The 20,370-nt window shown below is 71.1% G+C and carries 20 protein-coding genes; 10 read left to right on the forward strand and 10 right to left on the reverse strand.

The window, feature by feature from the left end; genetic code table 11:
- The 7 genes from FV234_RS13665 to flgB form a co-directional block, all read right to left on the reverse strand.
- Positions 1 to 1,343 (reverse strand): PAS domain-containing protein (locus FV234_RS13665; protein ID WP_147829781.1); only part of this gene is annotated, 1,343 nt, incomplete at its 3' end.
- Between the two features lie 160 nt (positions 1,344 to 1,503).
- Positions 1,504 to 2,571: a flagellar biosynthesis protein FlhB gene (gene flhB / locus FV234_RS13670; protein ID WP_147764916.1), complete on the reverse strand. Its 1,068-nt coding sequence runs from the start codon at positions 2,569 to 2,571 to the stop codon at positions 1,504 to 1,506.
- 185 nt (positions 2,572 to 2,756) lie between these two features.
- Positions 2,757 to 3,521, reverse strand: a complete 765-nt coding sequence (gene fliR / locus FV234_RS13675; RefSeq protein ID WP_147829783.1) for a flagellar biosynthetic protein FliR — start codon at positions 3,519 to 3,521, stop codon at positions 2,757 to 2,759.
- A gap of 38 nt (positions 3,522 to 3,559) precedes the next feature.
- Positions 3,560 to 3,826, reverse strand: a complete 267-nt coding sequence (fliQ, locus tag FV234_RS13680) for a flagellar biosynthesis protein FliQ (protein WP_147728151.1) — start codon at positions 3,824 to 3,826, stop codon at positions 3,560 to 3,562.
- Positions 3,827 to 3,904: 78 nt separating this feature from the next.
- Complete coding sequence (gene fliE, locus FV234_RS13685) at positions 3,905 to 4,219, reverse strand: flagellar hook-basal body complex protein FliE (RefSeq protein WP_147754437.1); 315 nt, start codon at positions 4,217 to 4,219, stop codon at positions 3,905 to 3,907.
- Positions 4,220 to 4,232: 13 nt separating this feature from the next.
- Positions 4,233 to 4,640 (reverse strand): flagellar basal body rod protein FlgC, encoded by a 408-nt coding sequence (gene flgC / locus FV234_RS13690; protein WP_147754436.1) that lies wholly within the window; start codon positions 4,638 to 4,640, stop codon positions 4,233 to 4,235.
- 35 nt (positions 4,641 to 4,675) lie between these two features.
- On the reverse strand, positions 4,676 to 5,080 hold the full coding sequence (flgB, locus tag FV234_RS13695; RefSeq protein WP_147754435.1) for a flagellar basal body rod protein FlgB: 405 nt from the start codon (positions 5,078 to 5,080) through the stop codon (positions 4,676 to 4,678).
- Positions 5,081 to 5,344: 264 nt separating this feature from the next.
- Between flgB and FV234_RS13700 the strand changes: the two genes are divergently transcribed.
- On the forward strand, positions 5,345 to 6,610 hold the full coding sequence (locus FV234_RS13700) for a flagellar biosynthetic protein FliO (protein ID WP_238272515.1): 1,266 nt from the start codon (positions 5,345 to 5,347) through the stop codon (positions 6,608 to 6,610).
- Between the two features lie 51 nt (positions 6,611 to 6,661).
- Here FV234_RS13700 and FV234_RS13705 read toward each other — a convergent pair whose 3' ends face one another.
- The 3 genes from FV234_RS13705 to FV234_RS13715 all read right to left on the reverse strand — a co-directional run bounded on the left by FV234_RS13705 (position 6,662) and on the right by FV234_RS13715 (position 10,679).
- Positions 6,662 to 7,942, reverse strand: a complete 1,281-nt coding sequence (locus FV234_RS13705) for an MFS transporter (protein WP_147751171.1) — start codon at positions 7,940 to 7,942, stop codon at positions 6,662 to 6,664.
- A 324-nt stretch (positions 7,943 to 8,266) separates the two neighbouring features.
- Positions 8,267 to 9,181, reverse strand: a complete 915-nt coding sequence (locus FV234_RS13710; RefSeq protein ID WP_147829787.1) for a manganese catalase family protein — start codon at positions 9,179 to 9,181, stop codon at positions 8,267 to 8,269.
- Positions 9,182 to 9,398: 217 nt separating this feature from the next.
- Positions 9,399 to 10,679, reverse strand: a complete 1,281-nt coding sequence (locus FV234_RS13715; protein WP_147829790.1) for an O-acetylhomoserine aminocarboxypropyltransferase — start codon at positions 10,677 to 10,679, stop codon at positions 9,399 to 9,401.
- Between the two features lie 388 nt (positions 10,680 to 11,067).
- Here FV234_RS13715 and FV234_RS13720 point away from each other — a divergent pair, with 388 nt between their 5' ends.
- The 9 genes from FV234_RS13720 to FV234_RS13760 all read left to right on the forward strand — a co-directional run bounded on the left by FV234_RS13720 (position 11,068) and on the right by FV234_RS13760 (position 20,190).
- A complete protein-coding gene (locus FV234_RS13720) occupies positions 11,068 to 11,622 on the forward strand; it encodes a SiaB family protein kinase (RefSeq protein WP_147829792.1) in 555 nt (184 codons plus the stop codon).
- A 13-nt stretch (positions 11,623 to 11,635) separates the two neighbouring features.
- Positions 11,636 to 12,025: a DUF1987 domain-containing protein gene (locus FV234_RS13725; protein ID WP_147829794.1), complete on the forward strand. Its 390-nt coding sequence runs from the start codon at positions 11,636 to 11,638 to the stop codon at positions 12,023 to 12,025.
- The gene (locus FV234_RS13730) at positions 12,022 to 12,879 is read left to right on the forward strand and encodes a GGDEF domain-containing protein (protein WP_147829796.1); all 858 of its coding nucleotides are present in this window, start codon (positions 12,022 to 12,024) and stop codon (positions 12,877 to 12,879) included. Before FV234_RS13725 ends, FV234_RS13730 begins: the two co-directional genes overlap by 4 nt.
- A complete protein-coding gene (locus FV234_RS13735) occupies positions 12,876 to 14,546 on the forward strand; it encodes a SpoIIE family protein phosphatase (protein WP_147829798.1) in 1,671 nt (556 codons plus the stop codon). The genes FV234_RS13730 and FV234_RS13735 overlap by 4 nt, the downstream gene beginning before the upstream one ends.
- 121 nt (positions 14,547 to 14,667) lie before the next feature.
- On the forward strand, positions 14,668 to 16,299 hold the full coding sequence (locus tag FV234_RS13740) for an AarF/UbiB family protein (RefSeq protein WP_147751164.1): 1,632 nt from the start codon (positions 14,668 to 14,670) through the stop codon (positions 16,297 to 16,299).
- 312 nt (positions 16,300 to 16,611) lie between these two features.
- Positions 16,612 to 17,799, forward strand: coding sequence for an HWE histidine kinase domain-containing protein (locus FV234_RS13745; RefSeq protein ID WP_147829800.1), 1,188 nt, complete (start codon positions 16,612 to 16,614; stop codon positions 17,797 to 17,799).
- 89 nt (positions 17,800 to 17,888) lie between these two features.
- The gene (locus tag FV234_RS13750; protein WP_147751162.1) at positions 17,889 to 18,215 is read left to right on the forward strand and encodes a YnfA family protein; all 327 of its coding nucleotides are present in this window, start codon (positions 17,889 to 17,891) and stop codon (positions 18,213 to 18,215) included.
- A gap of 75 nt (positions 18,216 to 18,290) precedes the next feature.
- Positions 18,291 to 18,677, forward strand: a complete 387-nt coding sequence (locus tag FV234_RS13755) for a response regulator (protein ID WP_147751161.1) — start codon at positions 18,291 to 18,293, stop codon at positions 18,675 to 18,677.
- A gap of 220 nt (positions 18,678 to 18,897) precedes the next feature.
- Positions 18,898 to 20,190, forward strand: coding sequence for an aminotransferase class I/II-fold pyridoxal phosphate-dependent enzyme (locus FV234_RS13760; protein WP_147829802.1), 1,293 nt, complete (start codon positions 18,898 to 18,900; stop codon positions 20,188 to 20,190).
- Positions 20,191 to 20,370: the final 180 nt, after the last annotated feature.

The following is a 20,370-nucleotide window of genomic DNA, read 5'->3' on the forward strand; positions in this document are numbered from 1 at the left end:
GGGGCGCCCTCCCCGCCCGCGGTGCTGAGCCAGACCCGGGCCGAGCGGTTGGCGTTGCCGACCAGCATGACCTCGATCGGCTCGATCTCGGAGAGCCCGCTCGCCGCCTTGGCGAGCGCCGCATCGAGGGCCGGGCGGTCGCGCTCGACCACCGATTCGGCGAAGTTCGGCTCCTCGGCGCCGGCCGCGGATTCGGCCACCGCATGGCGCGGCAGGGTGCCGAACAGGCGGGCGAACGAGGCGTTGGCCCTGGCGATCCGGCCCGAGCGGTCCAGCGTCGCGATGGCGATCGGCGAGTTGTTGAGGAAGCGCGCGAGCCGCACCTCGGCCGCGCGCTGCGGCTCGTCGCTCTCCGCGCCGGCGGAGCGGTTGATGACGAAGGTGCGCGACGCGCCGGGCTTGCCGTCCTTGCCGAAGGCGACGCGGTGGTAGAGCCGGGCCGGCATCGGGTGGCCGTTGCGGCGGCGGAGATCCAGGTCGAACCGGTCGGTGCGGACCTCGCCCGGGAGCCCGGCGTTCTGGATCAGCGCGTCGGCGGCGGGCGCGATCTCGGAGAGGTGCGGGCCGCCGGGGCCGACCACCGCGAGGTCGTAGCCGAGCCAGGCCGCCAGCGTCGCGTTCATGTAGACGATCGCGCCGGTCGGATCGATCGAGAGGAAGCCGGCGGGCGCGTGGTCGAGGTAGTCGATCGCGTGCTGGAGTTCCTGGAAGACGTTCTCCTGGCGCTCGCGTTCGGCGGTGATGTCGCCCACCGTCCAGAGCGAGGCGGCCCGTCCCGGCCGCGGCAGCGGCCGGACCTGGATGCGGTACCAGGCGAAGTCGCGCCCCCGCGCGCCGCCCGCCGGCGGCGGCGACATCCGCACCTCCTCGGCGTGGCTGCGCCCGTCGCGGGCGGCCTGCGACAGGCGGTAGATCGCCTCCGACACCTCCGGCGAGCCGACGAAGATCCGCTCGACCGGGCGCAGCGTCGAGAAGCTGTCGCCGCCCGCCACGTTCAGGTAGGCCTCGTTGGCGTAGATCAGCCGGCCGCCCTCCTCGACCACGACGGTGGCCTCGGGGGCGGCGTCGACGATCGCCTTGGTGATGTCGTCGCGCCCGCCCTGCCCGCTGAGCTGGATCGCCCCGATCGCCATCGCGAACAGGAAGAACACGCCGGCCATGGCGAGCAGCGCCAGCAGCCAGATGATCAGCGACTGCGCCTGCTCGTTGGCCACGAACGACAGCCCGATCGCCGCCCCGACCAGCAGCCCGGCGAGCACGAGCAGCAATCCGACCCGCCCGGGCCGTTCTGACCGGTCGATCGAGCCCGAAACCGCGGGCGTGGGTCCACTCAGATCCGGCATCGGGCCTTGAATCCACAAACGAAGGACCGGTTATGCCCTCACCCCGCCGATCGGCAAGCGCTGTCTTTCGGGACGCGCCGACTTCCGACGGGGGCCGCCTTCCGGTCGGTCCCGGCTTAGTCTGGCCGAGGAAGGTGGACAAACCGTGCGTTCGGCGCGCTCACGCGGCCCGGCGGCGCAGGCGCATGACGAAGCCGATCACCTCGGCGACCGCCTTGTAGTGCTCGGCCGGGATCGCCTCGTCGATCTCCACGGTGGCGTGGAGCGCACGCGCCAGCGGCGGGTTCTCCAGCACCGGCACGTCGTGCGACTTGGCGAGCTCGCGGATGCGGAAGGCCAGGGAGTCGACGCCCTTGGCGACGACGACCGGCGCGCCCATCCCGGCCTCGTAGCGCAGGGCCACCGCGTAGTGGGTCGGGTTGGTGATGACCACCGTGGCGGTCGGCACCGCCGCCATCATCCGCTTCTTCACCCGCTGCATGCGGATCTGCTTCATCCGCCCCTTCACCTCGGGGTTGCCGTCGGATTCCTTCATCTCCTGCTTCATCTCCTCCTTGGACATGCGCAGGCGCTGGCGCCAGCGGTAGCGCTGGTACAGGGCGTCGGCCATCGTGATCGCGAGGTGGATGGCGAGCACGCCGCCGAGCAGCTTGATGCTGATGCCGAGGATCGCCGTGAGGCAGGCGGCGGGGTCGAGGCGGGCGAACACCTCGAGGCGGTCGCGGTCGCGCCACAGCAGGGTCCCGACCACGACGCCGACCACCGCCATCTTGGCAAGGCCCTTCACGAACTGGAACAGCGCCTCCATCCCGAGGATGCGCTTGACGCCGGCCATCGGCGAGATCCGCTCGAACTTCGGCCCGAGCGTCTCGGTGGTGAAGACCAGCGGGTGCTGCAGCAGGCCGGCGGCCAGACCCGCCACCGCCACGAGCCCGGCCGGCACCGCGAGCGCCTGCAGCCAGATCGTCAGGGTACGGCCCGCGATGCCCACCATGGCGTGCGGGTCGTCGGGCACCGCGTGGGCGTTCATCAGGAAGCCGCGCATCTCGGCGACGAGCCCGCGGGCGATGCTCGGCCCCGCGATCACCAGCGCCAGGGTGAAGGCCGCCAGGATCGCGAAGGTGTTGATCTCGGTGCTGGTCGCGACGTTGCCCTGCTCGATCGCCTGGTCGAGGCGCCGCTGGGTCGGTTCTTCGGTCTTGTCTTCCTGCTCGGTGCCCTCGGACATGGCTCAGCCGCTCCCGAGACGGACCAGGATATGTCCACGTTCGGCGCCGACCTGCCCCCTCTCCCATGGGGAGAGGGCTGGGGTGAGGGTCGTGACCTCGCCGGAAAACTCACGCCCCTCATCCTGTCCTTCTCCCCCTGGGAGAAGGGACCTGCGCCTCGACCACGCGATGGTCCGACACCGGCTCACCGTCCGGCGAATTCCAGCAGGTAGCGGCCGAGGTCGTCCAGGAACACGGTCATCATCACGCCGAGCGAGCCGAACAGGATCAGCATGCCGATCAGCACCGAGGCCGGCACCGCGACGAAGAACACCTGCAGCTGCGGCATCAGCCGCGACAGCACCCCGAGGCCGAGGTTGAACAGGATGCCGAAGGCGATGAACGGCGAGGCGATCTGCACGCCGAGGGTGAAGCCGCGGCCGATCGCCTTCAGCGCCAGGGTCGCCGCGTCGCCGAAGGCCGGCACCGCCTGCGGCGGCAGCACCGCGTAGCTCCGCCCGATCGCGTCGAGGGCCACGTGGTGCAGGTCGGCCGCCAGGATCAGCGTGATGCCGAGAAGCGAGAGGAAGTTGCCGAGCGCCGGCTGCTGGCCGCCCTGCGACGGGTCGACGGTCATGGCGTAGGACAGGCCGACCTGCTGCGAGATGATCAGGCCCGCGGTCTGGAGCGCGGCGAGGATCATCCGCACGGTCAGCCCGATCACAAGCCCGACCAGCGTCTCCGAGAACAGCAGGCCGATCAGCCGGGGCGTGCCGATCGCGTCGGCACCCACCGCCAGCAGCGGCCGCACCATGGGAAACAGCAGCAGCGAGACCAGCAGGGCGAAGGACAGCCGGATGCGCGGCGAGACCGATTGCTCGCCGACGCCCGGCATCAGCATGATCAGCGTGCCGACCCGGGCGAAGGTCAGCAGGTAGGCCGCCGCGATCCCGGGCAGGAGCAGGTTCATGCGCCGTCATAGCAGCAGGCCGCCCGCTTCGTCTCTTCTCACTGTCCGGCGGCGATGCGCGCGGCGATGCGGGTCATGTAGCCGGCGAGCGCGTCGCCCATGAACGGCAGCATCAGCAGCAAGGCCGCGAACACCGAGACGATCTTGGGCACGTAGATCAGGGTCTGCTCCTGGATCTGCGTCAGCGCCTGGACCAGCGAGACCACGAGCCCGACGGCCAGCGCCACCAGCATCAGCGGGCCGGCGACCTTGAGGAAGACGAAGATGCCGTCGCGCGCGACGTCGAGGATGGCGAGTCCGGTCATGGGTCTGGATGCTTGCTCGAACCGTTGGGGGATGTGACGCCTCGGCCCGCCCCGGGAACGGGGGCGGGCCTGGTCCGGCTAGATCTGCATCCGCATGATCTCCTCGTAGGCCGAGATCATCCGGTCGCGCACGGCGACCATGGTCTGCAGCGCGGTCTCGCTCTCGGCCACCGCCGTGACCACGTCGACCACGTTGGCCTTGCCGGCGGCCACCGCCATGCCCTGGGCGTCGGCCTTGCGGCCGGCGTCGCCGACGCCGTCGAGCGCCCGGCCCAGGAGCTGGGTGAAGTCGCCGCCCGCCCCTTGCGTCGGCTGGATCTTCGGCGCGCCCTTGAAGGCGCCGACGTTCTGGACGGCGGCGTAGGCGCCCGCCGCGAAGTTGCTGCTGGCCATGGTGGTCTTCCGCCTACTTCAGGATCTCGAGGGTGCGGGAGATCATCCGGCGCGCGGTGGTGACCATGTTGAGGTTCGCCTCGTAGGAGCGCTGGGCCTCGCGCATGTCCATGTTCTCGATCAGCCCGTTGACGTTGGGCATGCGCACCTCGCCCTTGGCGTCGGCGGCCGGGTTGCCGGGATCGTACTTGGTCCGGAAGGCGGTCATGTCGCGGCGCACGCGGCCCGCCTCGACGAGGTTCGCGCCGGTCTCGCGGTCGACGTGGCTCCTGAAGGTCGGGATCTTGCGCCGGTAGGGCTCGCCGTTGGCGCTCTGGGGCGCGGAATCCGCGTTGGCGATGTTCTCGGCGATGATCCGCATCCGGCCGGACTGCGCCTTGAGGCCGGCGGCGGCGATCGTGAGCGACTTGTTGAAATCCATGGCTCAGTCCCTTCCGATCACGTCTGGTCCGCCGGTCATTTCTTGCCGATGGCGATCTTCAGGACGTCGAGGCTCTTCTGGTACATCGACGCGGCGAGCTGGTAGTCCGACTGGTTGTCGCCGGACTTCATCATCTCGTCCTCGAGGTTGACCCCGTTGCCGCTCGGGCGGATCTCGAATTCCGTCACGCGGCGCGGGTCGGCGCCGACGCCCGCGTCGCCCGAGGCGGCGATGTGGCCGGCATTGGTCAGCGTCATCCCGCTGCCCGTCGAGGCCGCGAGGCCCGTGGCGCGGTCGAAGCTCGGCTGCGCGAGGTCGCGCGGGCGAAAGCCCGGCATGTCGGCGTTGGCGACGTTCTCGGCGAGCAGCTTCTGGCGCGCCTGATGCCACTGCATCTTGGTGCGGAGCATTCCGAGCAGCGGCATGTCGGTGACGGCCACGGTGGGGCTCCGGATTGCGCGGCGGCCCTGTCTCCGGCCGCCCGGCAAAATCTGCCGCCCTCATGGTTAACGTCGGGTTAAACTTTTGGCCGCGGCACGCGGAGCGAAGCTGTTAACGAAGACTTAACGATGATTGCCCGGCGGGGGGGCGCCCGTGATACTGACGGGGTGGTTTTGCGTAGGGCCGTCCCGGACCCGTGAAGAACGAGAGTAGTGTCCGTGCAATGGTTGCAGTCCGTGTTCGGGTCTGACGGCTCTCCGGTCGTGCAGTACGTCGCCATCTTCGCCGTGATCTTCGCGGTGCTGACGGTGATCGTGCTGGTGGTGCGGCGCCTCGGCGGCGGCGGCCTCGCCGACGCGAAGCGCGGCGGCCAGCGCGGGCGCCAGCCGCGGCTGGGCATCGTCGACGTGTACGAGCTCGACCGGCAGCGCCAGCTGATCCTGCTGCGGCGCGACAACGTCGAGCACCTGCTGCTCGTCGGCGGCCCGAACGACGTGGTGATCGAGCGCCACATCCAGCGCGGGCAGCAGCGCGACCCGGCCCTGCGCCCCGAGGCGATGGCCGAGCCCCTCGCGGCGCCCTTCGCCGAAACCCTGGCCGAGGCGGGGCCCGACCCGTTTTCCGGTCTCGAGACGCAGGCCCAGGCCGCGTTCCGGCCCGACTTCTCCATGCCGATCGTGCTCGCCCCGACCGTGTCCGGCCCGGGCGGGGCGCTCGCGTCCGCCGCGTCGCTCGCGGTTCCGCCGCTGGACGCCGCGCTTCTGGACGATTCCGAGCTGCGCCCGGACCGCGTCTCCGAACCGCGCGCCTCCGAGGCGATCGTCACCGGTCCCCGCCCGGACGCGCCGGCCCGCCGTCCGATGCGCCGGACCGCGCCGCCGCTGATCAACCCGCGCCCCGACGTCGCCTCCGAGCGCCCCCGCACCGAGGCGGCGCCGCCGGAGGAGCCCGCCTCCGCGTCGGTCCCGGTCCCCGGCGCGATCCCGCCGATCCCGCCCTTGCCGCCGGCCGAGCGCCGGCCGGTCGATCCGGCGATCCTCTCGGACATGGCCCGCCAGCTCGAAGCCGCGCTGGCGCGTCCGGCCTCGGCCGTCGCCCCCGCCCGGTCGGCCCCGCCTACGTTCTCGGACCCGGTTCCGGTCTCCGCGCCCGCTCCCGAGGCGCCGGCCGCGGTCGACCCGATGGCCGCGGCCATGGCGGCGCCTGTGGACTCACCGCTTCCGCAGGCGGAAAAGCCCGCCGCGGCGCCGTTCGCCATCCCGCCTGCCCCGGCTCCGAAGCCCGAGCCGTTCCTGCCGGCGCCGCCGCCGGTCGAGCCCGTGCCGCCGGCGCCGCCCGCAGCGGTCGAGCCGCGCGTGCCGCCGAAGGCCGAGCCCGCGCCGCCGCCGAAGGCCGCTGAGCCTGCGCCGGCCAAGTCCGCGCCGGGCAAGTCCGCGCCGGGTAAGTCCGCCGCCAACCCGTTCTCGGTGGAGGAGATCGAGGCCGAGTTCGCGCGCCTGCTCGGCCGGCCGTTGGACAAGCGGAACTGACGCGCGGCGCGCTCCTAGGGGTGGCCCCGCCGAGGCAGGGCCATCCCTCAATTACACGCCCTTGCGCAGCGTCTCCGGCATCATCAGCACCGCGAGGAAGCTGATGATCGCCGTCACGGCGAGGTAGGCGCCGACCCAGGCGATCCCGCCCCAGTCGACCAGGCGCTGGGCGATGTAGGGGGCGCCCGACGCCCCGACGATGCCGGCGAGGTTGTAGGTCACCGAGGCGCCGGTGTAGCGCACGCGGGTCGGGAACAGCTCCGGCAGCAGGGCGCCCATCGGCCCGAAGATCCAGCCCATCGTGAACAGGCTGAGGCAGAGGAAGGCGAGCACGACCGCGCCCGAGCCGGAGCCGAGCATCGGCCCGAGCAGGCCGCCGAGGCTGAACGCCACCACCATGCCGACCATCAGCACCGGCCGGCGCCCGAAGCGGTCGGCGTTCGCGCCGGAGAGCGCGATGCCGAGCGCCATGAAGCAGACGGCGATGCACTCGAACAGCAGGAAGGCGGGCCGGGTGTAGCCGAGCGCCGCGGTGCCGTAGCCGAGGGCGAAGACGGTGGAGATGTAGAACACCGCGTAGACCGCCACCATCGCCAGGGTGCCGACGACGAGGGCGTGGCCGTGGCCGGTGACCATCGCGGCGAAGGGCACGCGCTCGGGCTTGGACTGCGCCAGCGCCGCCTTGAACGCCGGCGTCTCGCTGAGCTTGAGCCGCACGTAGAGGCCGACGCCGACCAGCGCGGCCGAGGCGAGGAACGGCAGCCGCCAGCCCCAGGCCTGGAAGCTTTCCGCGCTCAGGCCGAAGCTGAGCGCCAGGAAGCTGAGGTTGGCCAGGATGAAGCCGACCGGCGCGCCGAGCTGCGGGAAGATGCCGTACCAGGCGCGCTTTCCCGGCGGCGCGTTCTCCACCGCCAGCAGCGCCGCCCCGCCCCACTCGCCGCCGAAGCCGATGCCCTGGCCGCAGCGCAGCAGGCACAACAGGGCCGGCGCCCACCAGCCGGCGGTGGCGTAGGTCGGCAGGCAGCCGATCAGCACCGTCGAGACGCCCATGATCAGGAGCGAGGCCACCAGCGTCGCCTTGCGCCCGACCCGGTCGCCGAAATGTCCGAACAGCGCCGCGCCCACCGGTCGCGCCAGGAAGGCGATCGCGAAGGTCGCGAACGCGCTGAGCTGCTGCACGCCGGGCTCGCCGGGCGGGAAGAACACCGGACCGATCACCAGCGCGGTCGCGGTGGCGTAGATGTAGAAATCGAAGAACTCGATCGCCGTGCCGACGAAGCTCGCGGCGAGGACCCGGCGGGCCGAGAGGGGGGGCGGCGTGGTCTGAAGCATGGGGGTTCGCGTTCGCACAGGGTCGGAATGCGCCCCGGTTAGTGCACCGCGCGGCGTTTGCACAGCATCCGGCGTGTCGAAACCCGATGGATGCAGGGATCGAGGGGCAACAACGTCAAGATCTGTAATCCTGCTGCCGCGACCACTTCCGCCGCCTCGAACGCGATGTAGACGACGATGAAGTCAGCGACCCGGCGGAGGTGCCGGCATTCCGCTCCCCGCCACGCCATGCCAACGCTCGCCTTCCGACGGGACCGCCGGCGGAGCCCACGAAAAAGGCCGGCGCCCCCTTCGGGACGCCGGCCTCGTCGTCTTAAGCGAGGATCAGCGGCTCTTCTTGTAGAGCTTGCTCGCGATCTCGAAGATCTCCTCCGGCGCGTAGTCGGGGGCGAAGGCGCCGTAATTGCCGTCGAGCTCCGGGATCTTGCCGCCTTCGGGGTGGCCGTCGACGATCTCGAGCTGGCCGGGCGGATCGCCCGGCAGCGCGACCTCGTCGTTCGACCAGACGCCGGCGGCTTCCGCGTAGTCCTTCGGGCTGAAGGTGTAGAGCCGGCGGTGGCTGCCCTCCTGCAGGTACTTCTGGCACTCCGGCACGCGGCTGAGGTCGATGTTCGGCGTTGGCAGCATCTTCTCGATCTCGACGCCGGTGATCTTCTTCAGCGCCAGCGCGTAGGCGTGGGCGTGGACCGAGCCGCGCACCAGCAGGTAGCCGCAGACCTCGCGGCCGGTCGAGTCCTTCAGGGTCTCGTAGACGCGCAACTTGTGGATGCGGGCGCCGCATTCCAGGTGGAAGTTGTGCAGCAGGTCGATGATCAGGTTCCCGGTCGTCGTGACCATGTCCATGTTCCACGACGCGGCGTTCGCGTTCATCGGCATCGCGCCGCCGCCGTTCGACAGGAAGCTGCCGGCGAGCCGGATGTCCTGCATGTCGTGGAACGGCGCCTTGGAGATGTCGACGTTCTCGGTGTCGTCGCCGGGGCCGTTGTTCAGCATCGACACGCCGGTCGAGACCAGCTCGACGTGGCCGAGTTCCTCGGCGAAGATGCTCGACACCAGGCTATAGAACGGTCGCAGCTTGCTCTTGTTGCGGAAGTTGAAGCTCTGGAACATGTAGTTCCCCAGCGTCGACATCTCGCCGTACTTGCCGCCGAGCAGTTCCTGCAGGGCTGCCGCGGCGTTCGGATCGGGTCGCTTCGGCTGCGGGAGCTCGGCCTGCAGCTTGTCGATGCGCATGAACATGGGTGGGGATCCTTATCGCCGGAGAGCCGGGACGCCCTGGTGCTACCGACCAGCGCCGACCTTGTTCCTGGATAAGGCCCGATCGCCGCCGCACCCTCTTCCGCTCGGGTCCCCGGGCGGCAGGCACGCGTCGGCGCCTCCCCGCACGGAGGCGGGGCGGGTCGGCGGTCCTCCGAACGGCGTTTTTTCGCGCGCCGCGTGCCCGCGTAAAGGACGGCTACGCGGTGAGCGCGCCGTCGAGGTCGTCGATCAGGTCGGCCGGGTCTTCGAGGCCGATCGAGAGGCGGACCACCTCCGGCCCGGCGCCGGCCGCGGTCTTCTGCGCGTCGGTGAGCTGGCGGTGCGTGGTCGAGGCCGGGTGGATCACCAGCGAGCGCGTGTCGCCGATGTTGGCCACGTGGGAGAACAGCTGCAGGCCGCCCACGAGCTTGACGCCCGCGTCGTAGCCGCCCTTCAGGCCGATGGTGAAGACCGAGCCGAAGCCGTGCGGCGTGTAGCGCTTGGCGAGCTCATGGTAGCGGTCGGCCTCGAGCCCCGGATAGCTCACCCACGACACCGCCGGGTGGCTCGCCAGGTGCGTGGCCACGGCGAGCGCGTTGTCGCAATGGCGCTGCATCCTGAGCGGCAGGGTCTCGATGCCGTTGAGGATCAGGAAGGCGTTGAACGGCGACAGCGCCGGGCCGAGGTCGCGCAGCCCCAGCACCCGGATGGCGATGGCGAAGCCGAAGTTGCCGAAGGTCTCGGCCAGCACCATGCCGGCATATTCCGGCCGCGGCTCGCTCATCATCGGGTAGCGCGCGTCGCCGGCCCACGGGAAGGTGCCGCCGTCGACCACGAGGCCGCCGATCGAGTTGCCGTGGCCGCCGAGGAACTTCGTCGCCGAGTGCACGACGATGTCGGCGCCGTGCTCGAACGGCCGGATCAGGTACGGCGTCGCCATCGTGTTGTCGACGATGAGCGGGATGTTGTGGCGCTTGGCGATCTCCGACAGGGCGGCGATGTCGGTGATGACGCCGCCCGGGTTGGCGATCGACTCGCAGAAGATCGCCTTGGTGCGCGGCGTGATCGCGCGCTCGAACGAGGACGGGTCGTCGGTGTCGGCCCAGACCACGCTCCAGCCAAAGTTCTTGTAGCTGTGGTTGAACTGGTTGATCGAGCCGCCGTAGAGCTTGTTGGCCGCGATGAACTCGTCGCCCGGCTGCATCAGCGCGTGCATGGTCAGGAACTCGGCCGCGTGGCCCGAGGACACGGCGACCGCCGCGGTGCCGCCTTCCAGCGCCGCGATGCGCTCCTCCAGCACGGCGTTCGTCGGGTTGGTGATGCGCGAGTAGATGTTGCCGAAGGCCTGGAGCCCGAACAGCGAGGCGGCGTGGTCGACGTCGTCGAACACGAAGCTCGTGGTCTGGTAGATCGGCGTCGCCCGCGCGCCCGTGGCCGCGTCGGGGCTCGCGCCAGCGTGGATCGCCAGGGTGTTGAAGCCGGGCAGCCGGTCGCTCATCGTGTTGCCTCCTAGGCCCGCGGGCCCGTCACCGCCGTGTACGCCCGCGCGGCGCGAGGGGGCAAGGTCTCGCCGCGCCCGTGCCCACGACCTGCCTGCCTCCGGGCTGAGCAAGGCGCCTCCGGGCTGAGCAAGGCGCCTCCGGTCCGGACGGCATGATGCCTTCACAAGAGGCAATAGATGCACAGTGATCAAGCATCTACGCAAACGCTTGTTATGCATCAGCCGATAGAGTCAGGCTTCAGGCGGCGCAATATCTACAACGAGCGATTGTTGCCATAGTCGCATAATGAATACTTTAACTGGCTATTCACGATTTCTGCCCAAGGGTTTCGACGGCGGATCGTTGGCTCGTCGTGCGCGGTCCGCCTTCGACCGGGAGGATGCTTTGCTCGCGCAGGATTTCATGGCGTTCCACGACGCCGCCAAGCGCAACGGCGTGATCCTCTCCTTCGGGGGCGACCTGTCGGAGAACGTGTTGTTCTCGCTGGGCGAGGTGCTGAAGCTGCGCATGCGCCAGGAGGAGACCGACGCCTCGGTGGCCAAGCGCGTGTTCTCGATCTTCGTCGAGCAGGCGCAGAACGTGATCCGCTACTCAGCCGACCGGGTCGCGTCGGCGACCGAGGCCGAGCAGCCCCGCGTCAGCGGCGGCATCATCGTGGTCGGCTCGGAGGGCGGGCGCTTCTTCGTCGTCTGCGGCAACGAGGTCGGCCGGGGCGACGTGCCGCGCCTGCGCGAGCGCCTGGACCACATCGTCGGGCTGTCGGCCGACGAGCTGAAGCGCTTCTACCGCGACAAGCTCCGCCAGGCCCCCGACGAGGGGAGCCTGGGCGGCAGCATCGGCCTGATCGAGATCGCCCGGCGATCGAGCGCGCCCGTCGAGTACGATATCCAGGAGATCGGCGATGACCGAAGCCTGTTCTGCCTCAAGGCGTACATCTGAGGACGCCGGCGCCATGACCCGCATCCAACTCCCGCCGACGGACCGCTCGCCGGAGGTCGACTTCGACTTCGACGGCGGCCGCCTCGCCATGCGCGGCGAATCCTACCCCGAGGACGCGGCCGCGTTCTTCGGCCCGCTGCTGCAATCCCTGCGCGGCTACCTCGAGACGCCGAGCCCGGAGCCGATCAGCTTCGACCTCTCGCTCGCCTACTTCAATTCGTCGAGCGCGAAGGCCTTGATGAACCTGTTCATGCCCCTGGAAGACGCGGCCGCCGAAGGGCGCCCGGTCACGATCCGCTGGCACTTCGCCGAGGGCGACGACACGATCGAGGAGGCCGGCGAGGACTTCGCCGCCGACTTCGACCACGCCCGCTTCGAAATGGTGAAGGACGTCGTCGCATGACCGGCGCGCGCAGCGCCTTCGCGGCGGCCCCGGTCCCGGCCGAGGACGCGTTCAGCCTCTTCGACAACGAGGAGGCGGTGATCGCGCGGGCGGACGCGATGCAGACCCGCCTGGCCGAGATGGCCGGCGGCGTGAAGGAGCTCGCCGGCGCCTATCGCCGCGGCACCCGCGAGCAGCGCCGCCTCGTCCGGCTCAGCGACCGGATGCAGCGCGACCTGCAGCAGGCCAACGCCCGCTTGGCGGAGCAGCAGCGCGACCTCCAGAGCCTCAACGAAGCCCTGTCGAGCGAGATCGACCATCGCCGGCGCCTCGAATCCGAGCTGCGGCGGCTGGCCGACACCGACGCCCTCACCGGCGCGATGACCCGCCGCTGCTTCCTCACCCTCGGCGAGCGCGCGTGGCGGGGGAGCCAGGATTCCGGCAGCACCGCCTGCGTGCTGATGCTCGACCTCGACCGCTTCAAGGCCATCAACGACCGCTACGGACATGCGGGGGGCGACGCCGCCCTCGTCGCCTTCGCCGAGGCCTGCCGCGCGAACCTGCGCGGGATCGACCTTTTCGGGCGCATGGGCGGCGAGGAGTTCGCCGTCGTGCTGGTCGACACCGGCGAGGCGGTCGCGCGCGAGGTCGCCGAGCGCCTGCGCCGCGCCGTGGCCGCCCTGACGGTCTCGGTCGAGCAGGGGGCGATCCCTGTGTCGGTCAGCGTCGGGCTCGCCGCCGGCCGGCCGGACGAGGCGCTGCAGACGGCGCTGATGCGCGCGGATGCGGCGCTCTACGCCGCCAAGGCGGCCGGGCGCGACTGCGTCCGCGGCACGGAGGCCGAGGACGGGACGGGGCGCGGAGAGGCACGATGAGCGACAGCGCCAGCCCCGCCGTCCCGCTTCGGCGCCGGTCCCTGCGCGGGTTGGGGCCGCTCAGCCGCGACGACCTCGCCGCCAACCTCGGCTTCGCGGACGTGGCCGCGGAAGAGGGCGTCGCCGACATCATGCGGCCGGGCGCCCTGCGCGGCGCCGCCCGCGGGCGCAACCTCGACAGCGTCGCCTACACCCTGTTCCTGCGCATCTACCCGGTGATCGCCATGGTGGTGCTCCTGACCCAGGCGGCCATCGCCTGGGTGAACTACAACGACCAGTATCGGCTCTACACCGAGCGCGCCGAGGTGATGGCGACGCTGGTCGCCGCCAGCATCGCGCAGCCCGGCTGGAACCGCGATCCCGCCCGGTCCCGCGCCGCCCTCGACGCGCTGACCCGCGACCCCGCCTTCCGCTACGCCGCCCTGCACGACGCGTCGGGCCGGACCGTGGTCGCGGCCGGGCAGATGCCGCGCACGCGCCCGTGGGAGCTGGCCCACGTCTCCGCCGACCTCGTGCCCGCGGGCGGCACCCGGGCGGAGGGCAGCCTCACGGTCGTGCTCTCCACCGCGGCCCTCCGCGCCAGCGCCGAGAAGCAGGCGATGCTTTCGCTGGCGATCAGCCTGCTGCTGATGCTGACCTTCGTGGCGACGCTGCACAGGACGGTGCGGCGGCACGTGATCGCCCGCCTGAAGCGCCTGCTCGTCGCCATGCGCGAGGTCGAGCACAAGCGCTGGGCCACCGTCGCGATGGACGGCGAGTTCCGCCCGCGCAACGAGATCGACGTGATCACCCAGGCCTTCAACAACATGGTGGAGGGCCTGCGCTCCGGCGACGAGGCCAAGCAGCTGCTGCGGGACCTCGCGGCCGCCCACGCCAAGCTGGAGCAGGCCAACCGCCTCGTGATCGAGAGCATCGGCTACGCCCGCCGCATCCAGTCCTCGGTCCTGCCCGACCACGCCGCCCTCGACCGGGCCGGCATCGAGGTCGCGATCCTGTGGGAGCCGCTCCACCTCGTCGGCGGCGACTACTTCTGGCTCGAGGAGGTCGACGGGTTGAGCTTCGTCGTGGTCGCCGACTGCACCGGCCACGGCGTGCCCGGCGCCTTCCTCACGTTGATCGTGGCCACCGCCCTCGACCGCCTGCTGCACGAGCGCGGCCTGCGCTCGCCTGCCGCGATCCTGGCCGGTCTCGACACGATGGTGCGGGCGCAACTGCGCCAGGACGGCCGCGGCTCGGAGTCGGACGACGGCCTCGATTGCGGCATCTGCGTCTGGGACCGGGATGCGCGCACCCTCCTGTTCGCGGGCGCCGGCCTGTCGCTCACCGTGATCCGCGACGGCGTCGCCGAGCGCATCCGCGGGGAGAAGCGCGGCCTCGGCTATCCCCGCACCGGGCGCGAGGTGCTGCCGGAGCGCGACGTCTCCGTGCCGGTCGCGGGCGCGACCTTCTACCTGATGACCGACGGCATCACCGACCAGATGGGGCGGCCCGATCCCGCGCGCCCCGCCCGCCTGATCGGCCAGAAGGCGGTGACCGGGCGGCTCGCCGCCCACGCCGCCCTCCCCCTGGCGCAGCAGGTCGCGGCCCTGGAGGTTGAGCTGGCGGCCTATCGCGGGCCGGAGGTCCGGCGCGACGACATGACCCTGATCGCCTTCCGGCCGCGCTGACGGGCGCGGCTCGGATCGCATCGCGCCGGGACCGGCCTTAAAGCGGAGCCGACCCTAAAAAAGACCCGATGCTCGTGCTGTCCCGGCGGCTTCCCGCCTTCGCACGGATCGACCCGCCCTTATGCTGAAAACCGCCTTCGTTGCTGCGCGCGACCGTCAGCGGCTGTCGGAGATCGCCTCGATCCTGATCGGCTTCGGCGTCAACAAGGTCGTGGACCGGCTCGGGCTGCGCTACATCCCCATCCTTCCGCGCCGCAAGCCGAAGATCGACGTCACCCGCCTGTCGGAGCCCGAGCGCCTGCGCCGGGCGATCGAGGCGCTGGGGCCGACCTTCATCAAGTTCGGGCAGGTGCTCGCGAGCCGCCCCGACCTGCTCTCGCCGATGTGGACCGAGGAGCTGGCCAAGCTCCACAGCCAGGTCTCGCCGGTCTCGTGGGAGACGATCCGCCCGCAGCTCGAGGCAGACCTCGGGGCGCCGCCGCAGGAGATCTTCGCCGAGTTCGACACCGACGCGATCGCCTCGGCCTCGATCGCCCAGGTCTACCGGGCCAAGCTGCATTCGGGCGAGGACGTCATCGTCAAGGTGCTGCGCCCGGGCCTGCGCAAGATCATCGACGCGGACCTGCGCCTGATGGCGCACGGCGCCCGCATCGTCGAGACCGAGTGGCCGGACATGGCCCGCTACCAGCCGGGCGAGCAGATGCGCCACCTCGCCGCCGGCCTGAACGGCGAGCTCGACCTCTTGAACGAGGCGCGCAACTGCGAGTTGCTCGCCTCGCTGTTCTCCGACCGCGACGACATCGTCTTCCCGAAGATCCACTGGGAATGGTGCTCCGAGCGGGTGCTGGTGCAGGAGTTCATCCACGGCATCCCCCCGAACGACGAGGCGCGGCTCGCCGCCGCCGGCGTCGACAAGAAGCTGCTCGCCCAGAAGGGCACCGACGCGTTCCTGAAGATGGCGCTGATCGAGGGCGTGTTCCACGCAGACCCGCACCCGGGCAACATGCTGGCGATGTCGGGCAACCGCATCGGCTTCATCGATTTCGGCATCATCGGCCGCCTGTCGCAGAAGCGGCGCAACCAGCTCCTCGTGCTGATCGGCGCGATGCTCAAACAGGATGCCGACGGGCTGATGGCGGTGCTGCTCGACTGGACGGGCTCGAGCAGTCCGGACCTGACCCGGCTCGAAGGCTCGGCGCAGTCCTTCGTCGAAAGCCATTCCTCGATTCCGCTCAACCTCGGCCTCGTGCTCACCGACTTCATGACCATGGCGCGCGAGAACGACCTCGCGATGCCGACCGACCTCGCGATCCTGTTCAAGGGTCTCGTCACCGCCGACGGCGTGATGCGCCACCTCGACCCGGACTTCGACCTGTTCGCCGCCGCCGGCCCGACCGTGCGCGCGAGCATGAAGTCGCAGTTCTCCCTCGGCGGCCTCAAGACCAAGGCCGAGGCGCTCGGCGTCGGCCTCTACGGCGCGGCCTCCGAGCTGCCGACGCTGATCCACCTGATGCTGGTGCGGCTCAAGCAGGGGCGCGTCACCGTGGAGATCGAGGTGAAAGGCCTCGACAAGGTCACCCGCGGCATCGAGCGGGCGGCCGCCCGCGTCGCGGTGGCGCTGGTCGTGGCCGCCTTCGCCACCCAGCTCGCCCCGCGCCTGATCGACCTCGGGACGCCGGTCTTCGTGACGATCGGCCTGATCGTCTTCACCCTCGGGGTCGGCTGGCTGGTCCTGCTCGGCCGGAAGAAGTGACGGCCGGACGATGCGAGGCGCGTAAGTCCCGAGGCCTGTAACGTCCGGGCCTCGACCAGTCTCCGTCTTGGTCGAGCCGACGGCAGTACAATCCCATCTTGCGAGGCGGGAGCGGTATGCTAGCTTAACGCAGCCCATCGATTCGTGAGGATGCGGGTGGGGCGCGGCCAGAAGCGGGAGCATCCGCCGGCGGCGCTCCGATCTCGACACCTCGTCGCCCAAGCCTTCACGTTCCCTGGGCCGATCCACCCTCGCACGCCGCGCGGACGCGCCCGCCGGCGCCGCGCGACGGGCATCGGGGGAGCGAATGCGATGGACGCGGGCTACGATGTCTCGGCGTTCCAGGCCGTGGTCGGCGACCGGCGCCTCTCCGCCCTCGATGCGGAGAACCGGCGCTCGGGCGCGGCGACCCGGCAGGGCGGCGTGGACGCCACGGACGCTACGCTCCAAGAGCGCATCGACTTCGGTCTTCAAGAGCCCATCGTCGTGCCCGAGCGCCGCGTCGATGCGGACGGGTCCGACGCCAATCCGCGCCCTGCCGACCCCCTCGACCGGCACGTCCTCTGGACCACCACCGACGTCGTCATGGTGCTCGACCGCGACGGGCGCCTGCTCCGCGTGAGCGAGAACGGGTCCGCGCTCCTGGGGGCGTCGACCGCCGAATGCGTCGGCCGCCCCTGGATCGACGCCTGGTCCCTCCCCGAGAGCCGCGCCGGAATCCGAAACGCCCTCGATGCGGCGCGCGCCGGTCGGCCGTGCCGGGTCCAGGCGATGACGGGCGCCGACGCGCCGAGCTGGTGGGACGTGGCGGTGACGCCGGTCGCCGGCGCCGACGGCCGTCCCGAACGCATCCTGGCGGTGTCGCGCGACATCACCGACCTGAAGCGGAACGAGGCGCGCCAGACCCTGCACATGCAGGAACTCGCGCATCGGGTGAAGAACACCCTCGCCCTGGTCCAGGCGGTGGCGGCGCAGACCCTGCGCAACGCCGTCTCGCTGGAGCAGGCGGGGCAGGCCCTCGACGCCCGCCTCGTGGCCCTCGCCCACGCGCACGACGTGCTGGTGCAGGGGGCGTGGTCGAGCGCCTCGCTGTCGGGCCTCGTCGCGGGCGCGGTGGCCCTGCACGGCGACGGGGCGCCCGGGCGCTTCGCAGTGAGCGGCCCCGACGTGACCCTCGATGCCGGCCACGGCCTGACGCTGGCGCTGATGCTGCACGAGCTCTCGACCAACGCCGCCAAGTACGGCGCGCTCTCCACCGCCCCCGGCCAGGTGGCGATCTCGTGGGAGGTCGCCGGACCGGAGCCGGAGGCGCGCCTGCGCTTCCGCTGGGAGGAGATCGGCGGACCGCCCGTCGCGCCGCCGACGCGCTCCGGGTTCGGCACGCGCCTGATCGCCCGGAGCCTGAGCCACGATTTCGGCGGCGCGGTCTCCCTCGGCTTCCCGCCGACCGGTGCGGTGCTGACCCTGGAGGCGCCGCTCGCCTCGGTCGTCGCCGCCTGACCGCGAGCTGGGGCGCCGGAGCGGTCTTTCCGCCCCCAAAAGTCGCCGGCCCGCTTGGTGCTTTTCGTCGCGCGTGCGAGTGAGCGCGCGTGTCCACGCTCCTCCTCTACGTCGCGGCCGGCCTCTGCGAGATCGCCGGCTGCTTTGCCGCCTGGGCCTGGCTCCGGCTCGACCGATCGCCGCTCTGGCTGATTCCCGGCGCCGTGGCGCTCGGCCTGTTCGCGCTGCTCCTCACCCGCGTCGAGGCGGAGGGGGCCGGGCGCGCCTACGCCGCCTATGGCGGGGTCTACGTCGCGCTCTCCCTCGCCTGGCTCTGGCTGGTGGAGGGCCGCGTCCCGGACCGGTGGGATTGCGTCGGCGCGGGGATGTGCCTCGCCGGCGCGGGGCTGATCCTGTGGGGGCCGCGGGCCGCATGAGGCCGCGCCTTGACGGGGCGGACACCGGGGAATAGGCCCCGGGGCTGGTTTTCAAAGACAGTCTCCGCAGGCCTGATGACCGACAGCCCGACAGATCAACCCGTCGTTCTCCTGGTAGAAGACGACGGCCTTCTTCTGATGGAAGCCGCCGACACCCTCGCCGACGCGGGTTTCACGGTTCTCGAAGCGAGCCATGCGGACAAGGCCCTCAAGGTCCTGGAGAACCGGCACGACGTGCAGGTCCTGATGACCGACGTCGACATGCCGCAGGGCTCGATGGACGGCTTCGCCCTCGCCCGCCTCGTGGCCGACCGCTGGCCGACGATCCCGGTCCTCGTCGTGTCCGGCATGGGGACGCCCGGCCCCTACGACATGCCCGACGGCGCCCGCTTCATCCCGAAACCCTACGAGCCCAACACCCTGGTCCGGACCCTGCGCTCCTTCATCCACCGCGCCGCCTAGGGTCTTCCACCGAGCCCAGGGCCAGCGCTCGAGAGCGCCTGCCCTGTTCGTCTTCGGCCTCAATCGCCGGCGCGCGGCTCGAGGCTTTCGCTCCGCGGGGCGCTCTTCGCGCCCTGAAGCCGCCGGACGCGGCTTCCAACGATCGCCTTCCGCCGGTCGCAGCGCGGTTGCCCTGCCCCCGGTCGGCCGTGATAGGGCGTGGGTCCGAGGACCGAACCCGATGACCGACACGCCGAAGACCCCCCGCTTCGCCACGCAGGCGATTCATGCCGGCGCGAGCCCCGACCCGGCCACCGGCGCGCGGGCGCAGCCGATCTACTTCACCAACGGCTTCGTGTTCGATTCCACCGAGCAGGCCGCCGACATCTTCAACATGCGCCGCACCGGGTTCTCGTACTCGCGCGGCTCGAACCCCACCGTCGCCGCCCTGGAGCGGCGCGTGGCCGCGCTCGAAGGCGCCAAGGCCGCCGTCGCCGTGTCCTCGGGGCAGTCGGCGCTGCTCCTCGTGATGCTGACCCTGATGAAGAGCGGCGACGCCTACGTCGCCTCGCCGCGGCTGTTCGGCGGCTCGCTCGGGCTGATGCGCCGGCTCGACGGGCGCTACGACCTCAAGCCGCTCTTCGCCAAGGGCCTGACGCCGGCCGACTTCGAGGCGGCGATCACCCCGGAGACACGGGCGATCATCTGCGAGTCGATCGTCAACCCGTGCGCCACGGTGATGGACGTCGAAGGCATCGCGGAGGTGGCCCGGCGCCACGGGCTGCCGCTCGTCGTCGACAACACGCTGGCCTCGCCGGCCCTGATCCGGCCGATCGAGCACGGCGCCGACATCGTCGTGCACTCGACCTCGAAGTTCCTCGGCGGCTCCGGCCAGACCATCGGCGGAGTGATCTGCGACGCCGGCCGGTTCGACTGGGCGAAGACCGACCACTACAACCTGATCACCGGGGAATGGCCCGACTACGACGGCCTCGTCATCACCGAGCGCTTCCCCGACAACCCCTTCGCCGTCGCCTGCCGCCTGTTCGGCCTGCGCGACCTCGGCCCCGGCCTCTCGCCGATGAACGCCTTCCTGACGCTCACCGGCATCGAGACCCTGCCGCTCCGGATGGCGCGCCACTGCGCCAACGCGCGCACGGTCGCCGCCTACCTCAAGGATCATCCGGCGGTGGCCTGGGTCAGCTATCCCGGCCTGCCCGGGCAACCCGGCGAGGCGCTGGCGCAGCGCTACGTGCCGCAGGGGCCGGGTTCGATCTTCACCTTCGCCCTGAAGGGCGGCGAGCCGGCGGCGCTCAAGTTCATCACCAGCCTGGAGCTGATCTCGCACCTGGTGAACATCGGCGAGATCAAGTCGCTGGCGATCCATCCCGCCACGACGACCCACCGCCAGCTGCCGAAGGACGAGAAGGAGGCGGCCTGCGTCGGCCCCGACACCGTCCGCCTGTCGATCGGCCTGGAGAACGTCGAGGACCTGGTCGCGGACATCGAGCAGGCCCTGGCCCAGGTCGGCTGAGAGCCGCGTCGCAAGCCCTCGAATCCCACCCCCACACCTCATCCTGAGGCGCTTTCGCGAAGCGGAAGCCTCGAAGGAGCCCTCCAGGGATCGCGCGACCGCTGGAGGGCTCCTTCGAGGCCGCTGAGGCGGCACCTCAGGATGAGGAGGGGGACCGAGTGGAACGTCGGTGACCGCCGG

The organism is Methylobacterium sp. WL8, from assembly GCF_008040045.1.
Classification (GTDB): Bacteria; Pseudomonadota; Alphaproteobacteria; order Rhizobiales; family Beijerinckiaceae; genus Methylobacterium; species Methylobacterium cerastii.

Coding starts and splice junctions, on each gene's coding strand:
- FV234_RS13730 (WP_147829796.1), top strand. CDS start 12,022: ATGACCGGCGCGCGCAGCGCCTTCGCGGCGGCCCCGGTCCCGGCCGAG.
- fliE (WP_147754437.1), bottom strand. CDS start 4,219: ATGGCCAGCAGCAACTTCGCGGCGGGCGCCTACGCCGCCGTCCAGAAC.
- FV234_RS13745 (WP_147829800.1), top strand. CDS start 16,612: ATGGACGCGGGCTACGATGTCTCGGCGTTCCAGGCCGTGGTCGGCGAC.
- FV234_RS13710 (WP_147829787.1), bottom strand. CDS start 9,181: ATGTTCATGCGCATCGACAAGCTGCAGGCCGAGCTCCCGCAGCCGAAG.
- fliR (WP_147829783.1), bottom strand. CDS start 3,521: ATGAACCTGCTCCTGCCCGGGATCGCGGCGGCCTACCTGCTGACCTTC.
- FV234_RS13705 (WP_147751171.1), bottom strand. CDS start 7,942: ATGCTTCAGACCACGCCGCCCCCCCTCTCGGCCCGCCGGGTCCTCGCC.
- flhB (WP_147764916.1), bottom strand. CDS start 2,571: ATGTCCGAGGGCACCGAGCAGGAAGACAAGACCGAAGAACCGACCCAG.
- flgC (WP_147754436.1), bottom strand. CDS start 4,640: ATGGATTTCAACAAGTCGCTCACGATCGCCGCCGCCGGCCTCAAGGCG.
- FV234_RS13735 (WP_147829798.1), top strand. CDS start 12,876: ATGAGCGACAGCGCCAGCCCCGCCGTCCCGCTTCGGCGCCGGTCCCTG.
- FV234_RS13740 (WP_147751164.1), top strand. CDS start 14,668: ATGCTGAAAACCGCCTTCGTTGCTGCGCGCGACCGTCAGCGGCTGTCG.
- FV234_RS13725 (WP_147829794.1), top strand. CDS start 11,636: ATGACCCGCATCCAACTCCCGCCGACGGACCGCTCGCCGGAGGTCGAC.
- fliQ (WP_147728151.1), bottom strand. CDS start 3,826: ATGACCGGACTCGCCATCCTCGACGTCGCGCGCGACGGCATCTTCGTC.
- FV234_RS13715 (WP_147829790.1), bottom strand. CDS start 10,679: ATGAGCGACCGGCTGCCCGGCTTCAACACCCTGGCGATCCACGCTGGC.
- FV234_RS13755 (WP_147751161.1), top strand. CDS start 18,291: ATGACCGACAGCCCGACAGATCAACCCGTCGTTCTCCTGGTAGAAGAC.
- FV234_RS13760 (WP_147829802.1), top strand. CDS start 18,898: ATGACCGACACGCCGAAGACCCCCCGCTTCGCCACGCAGGCGATTCAT.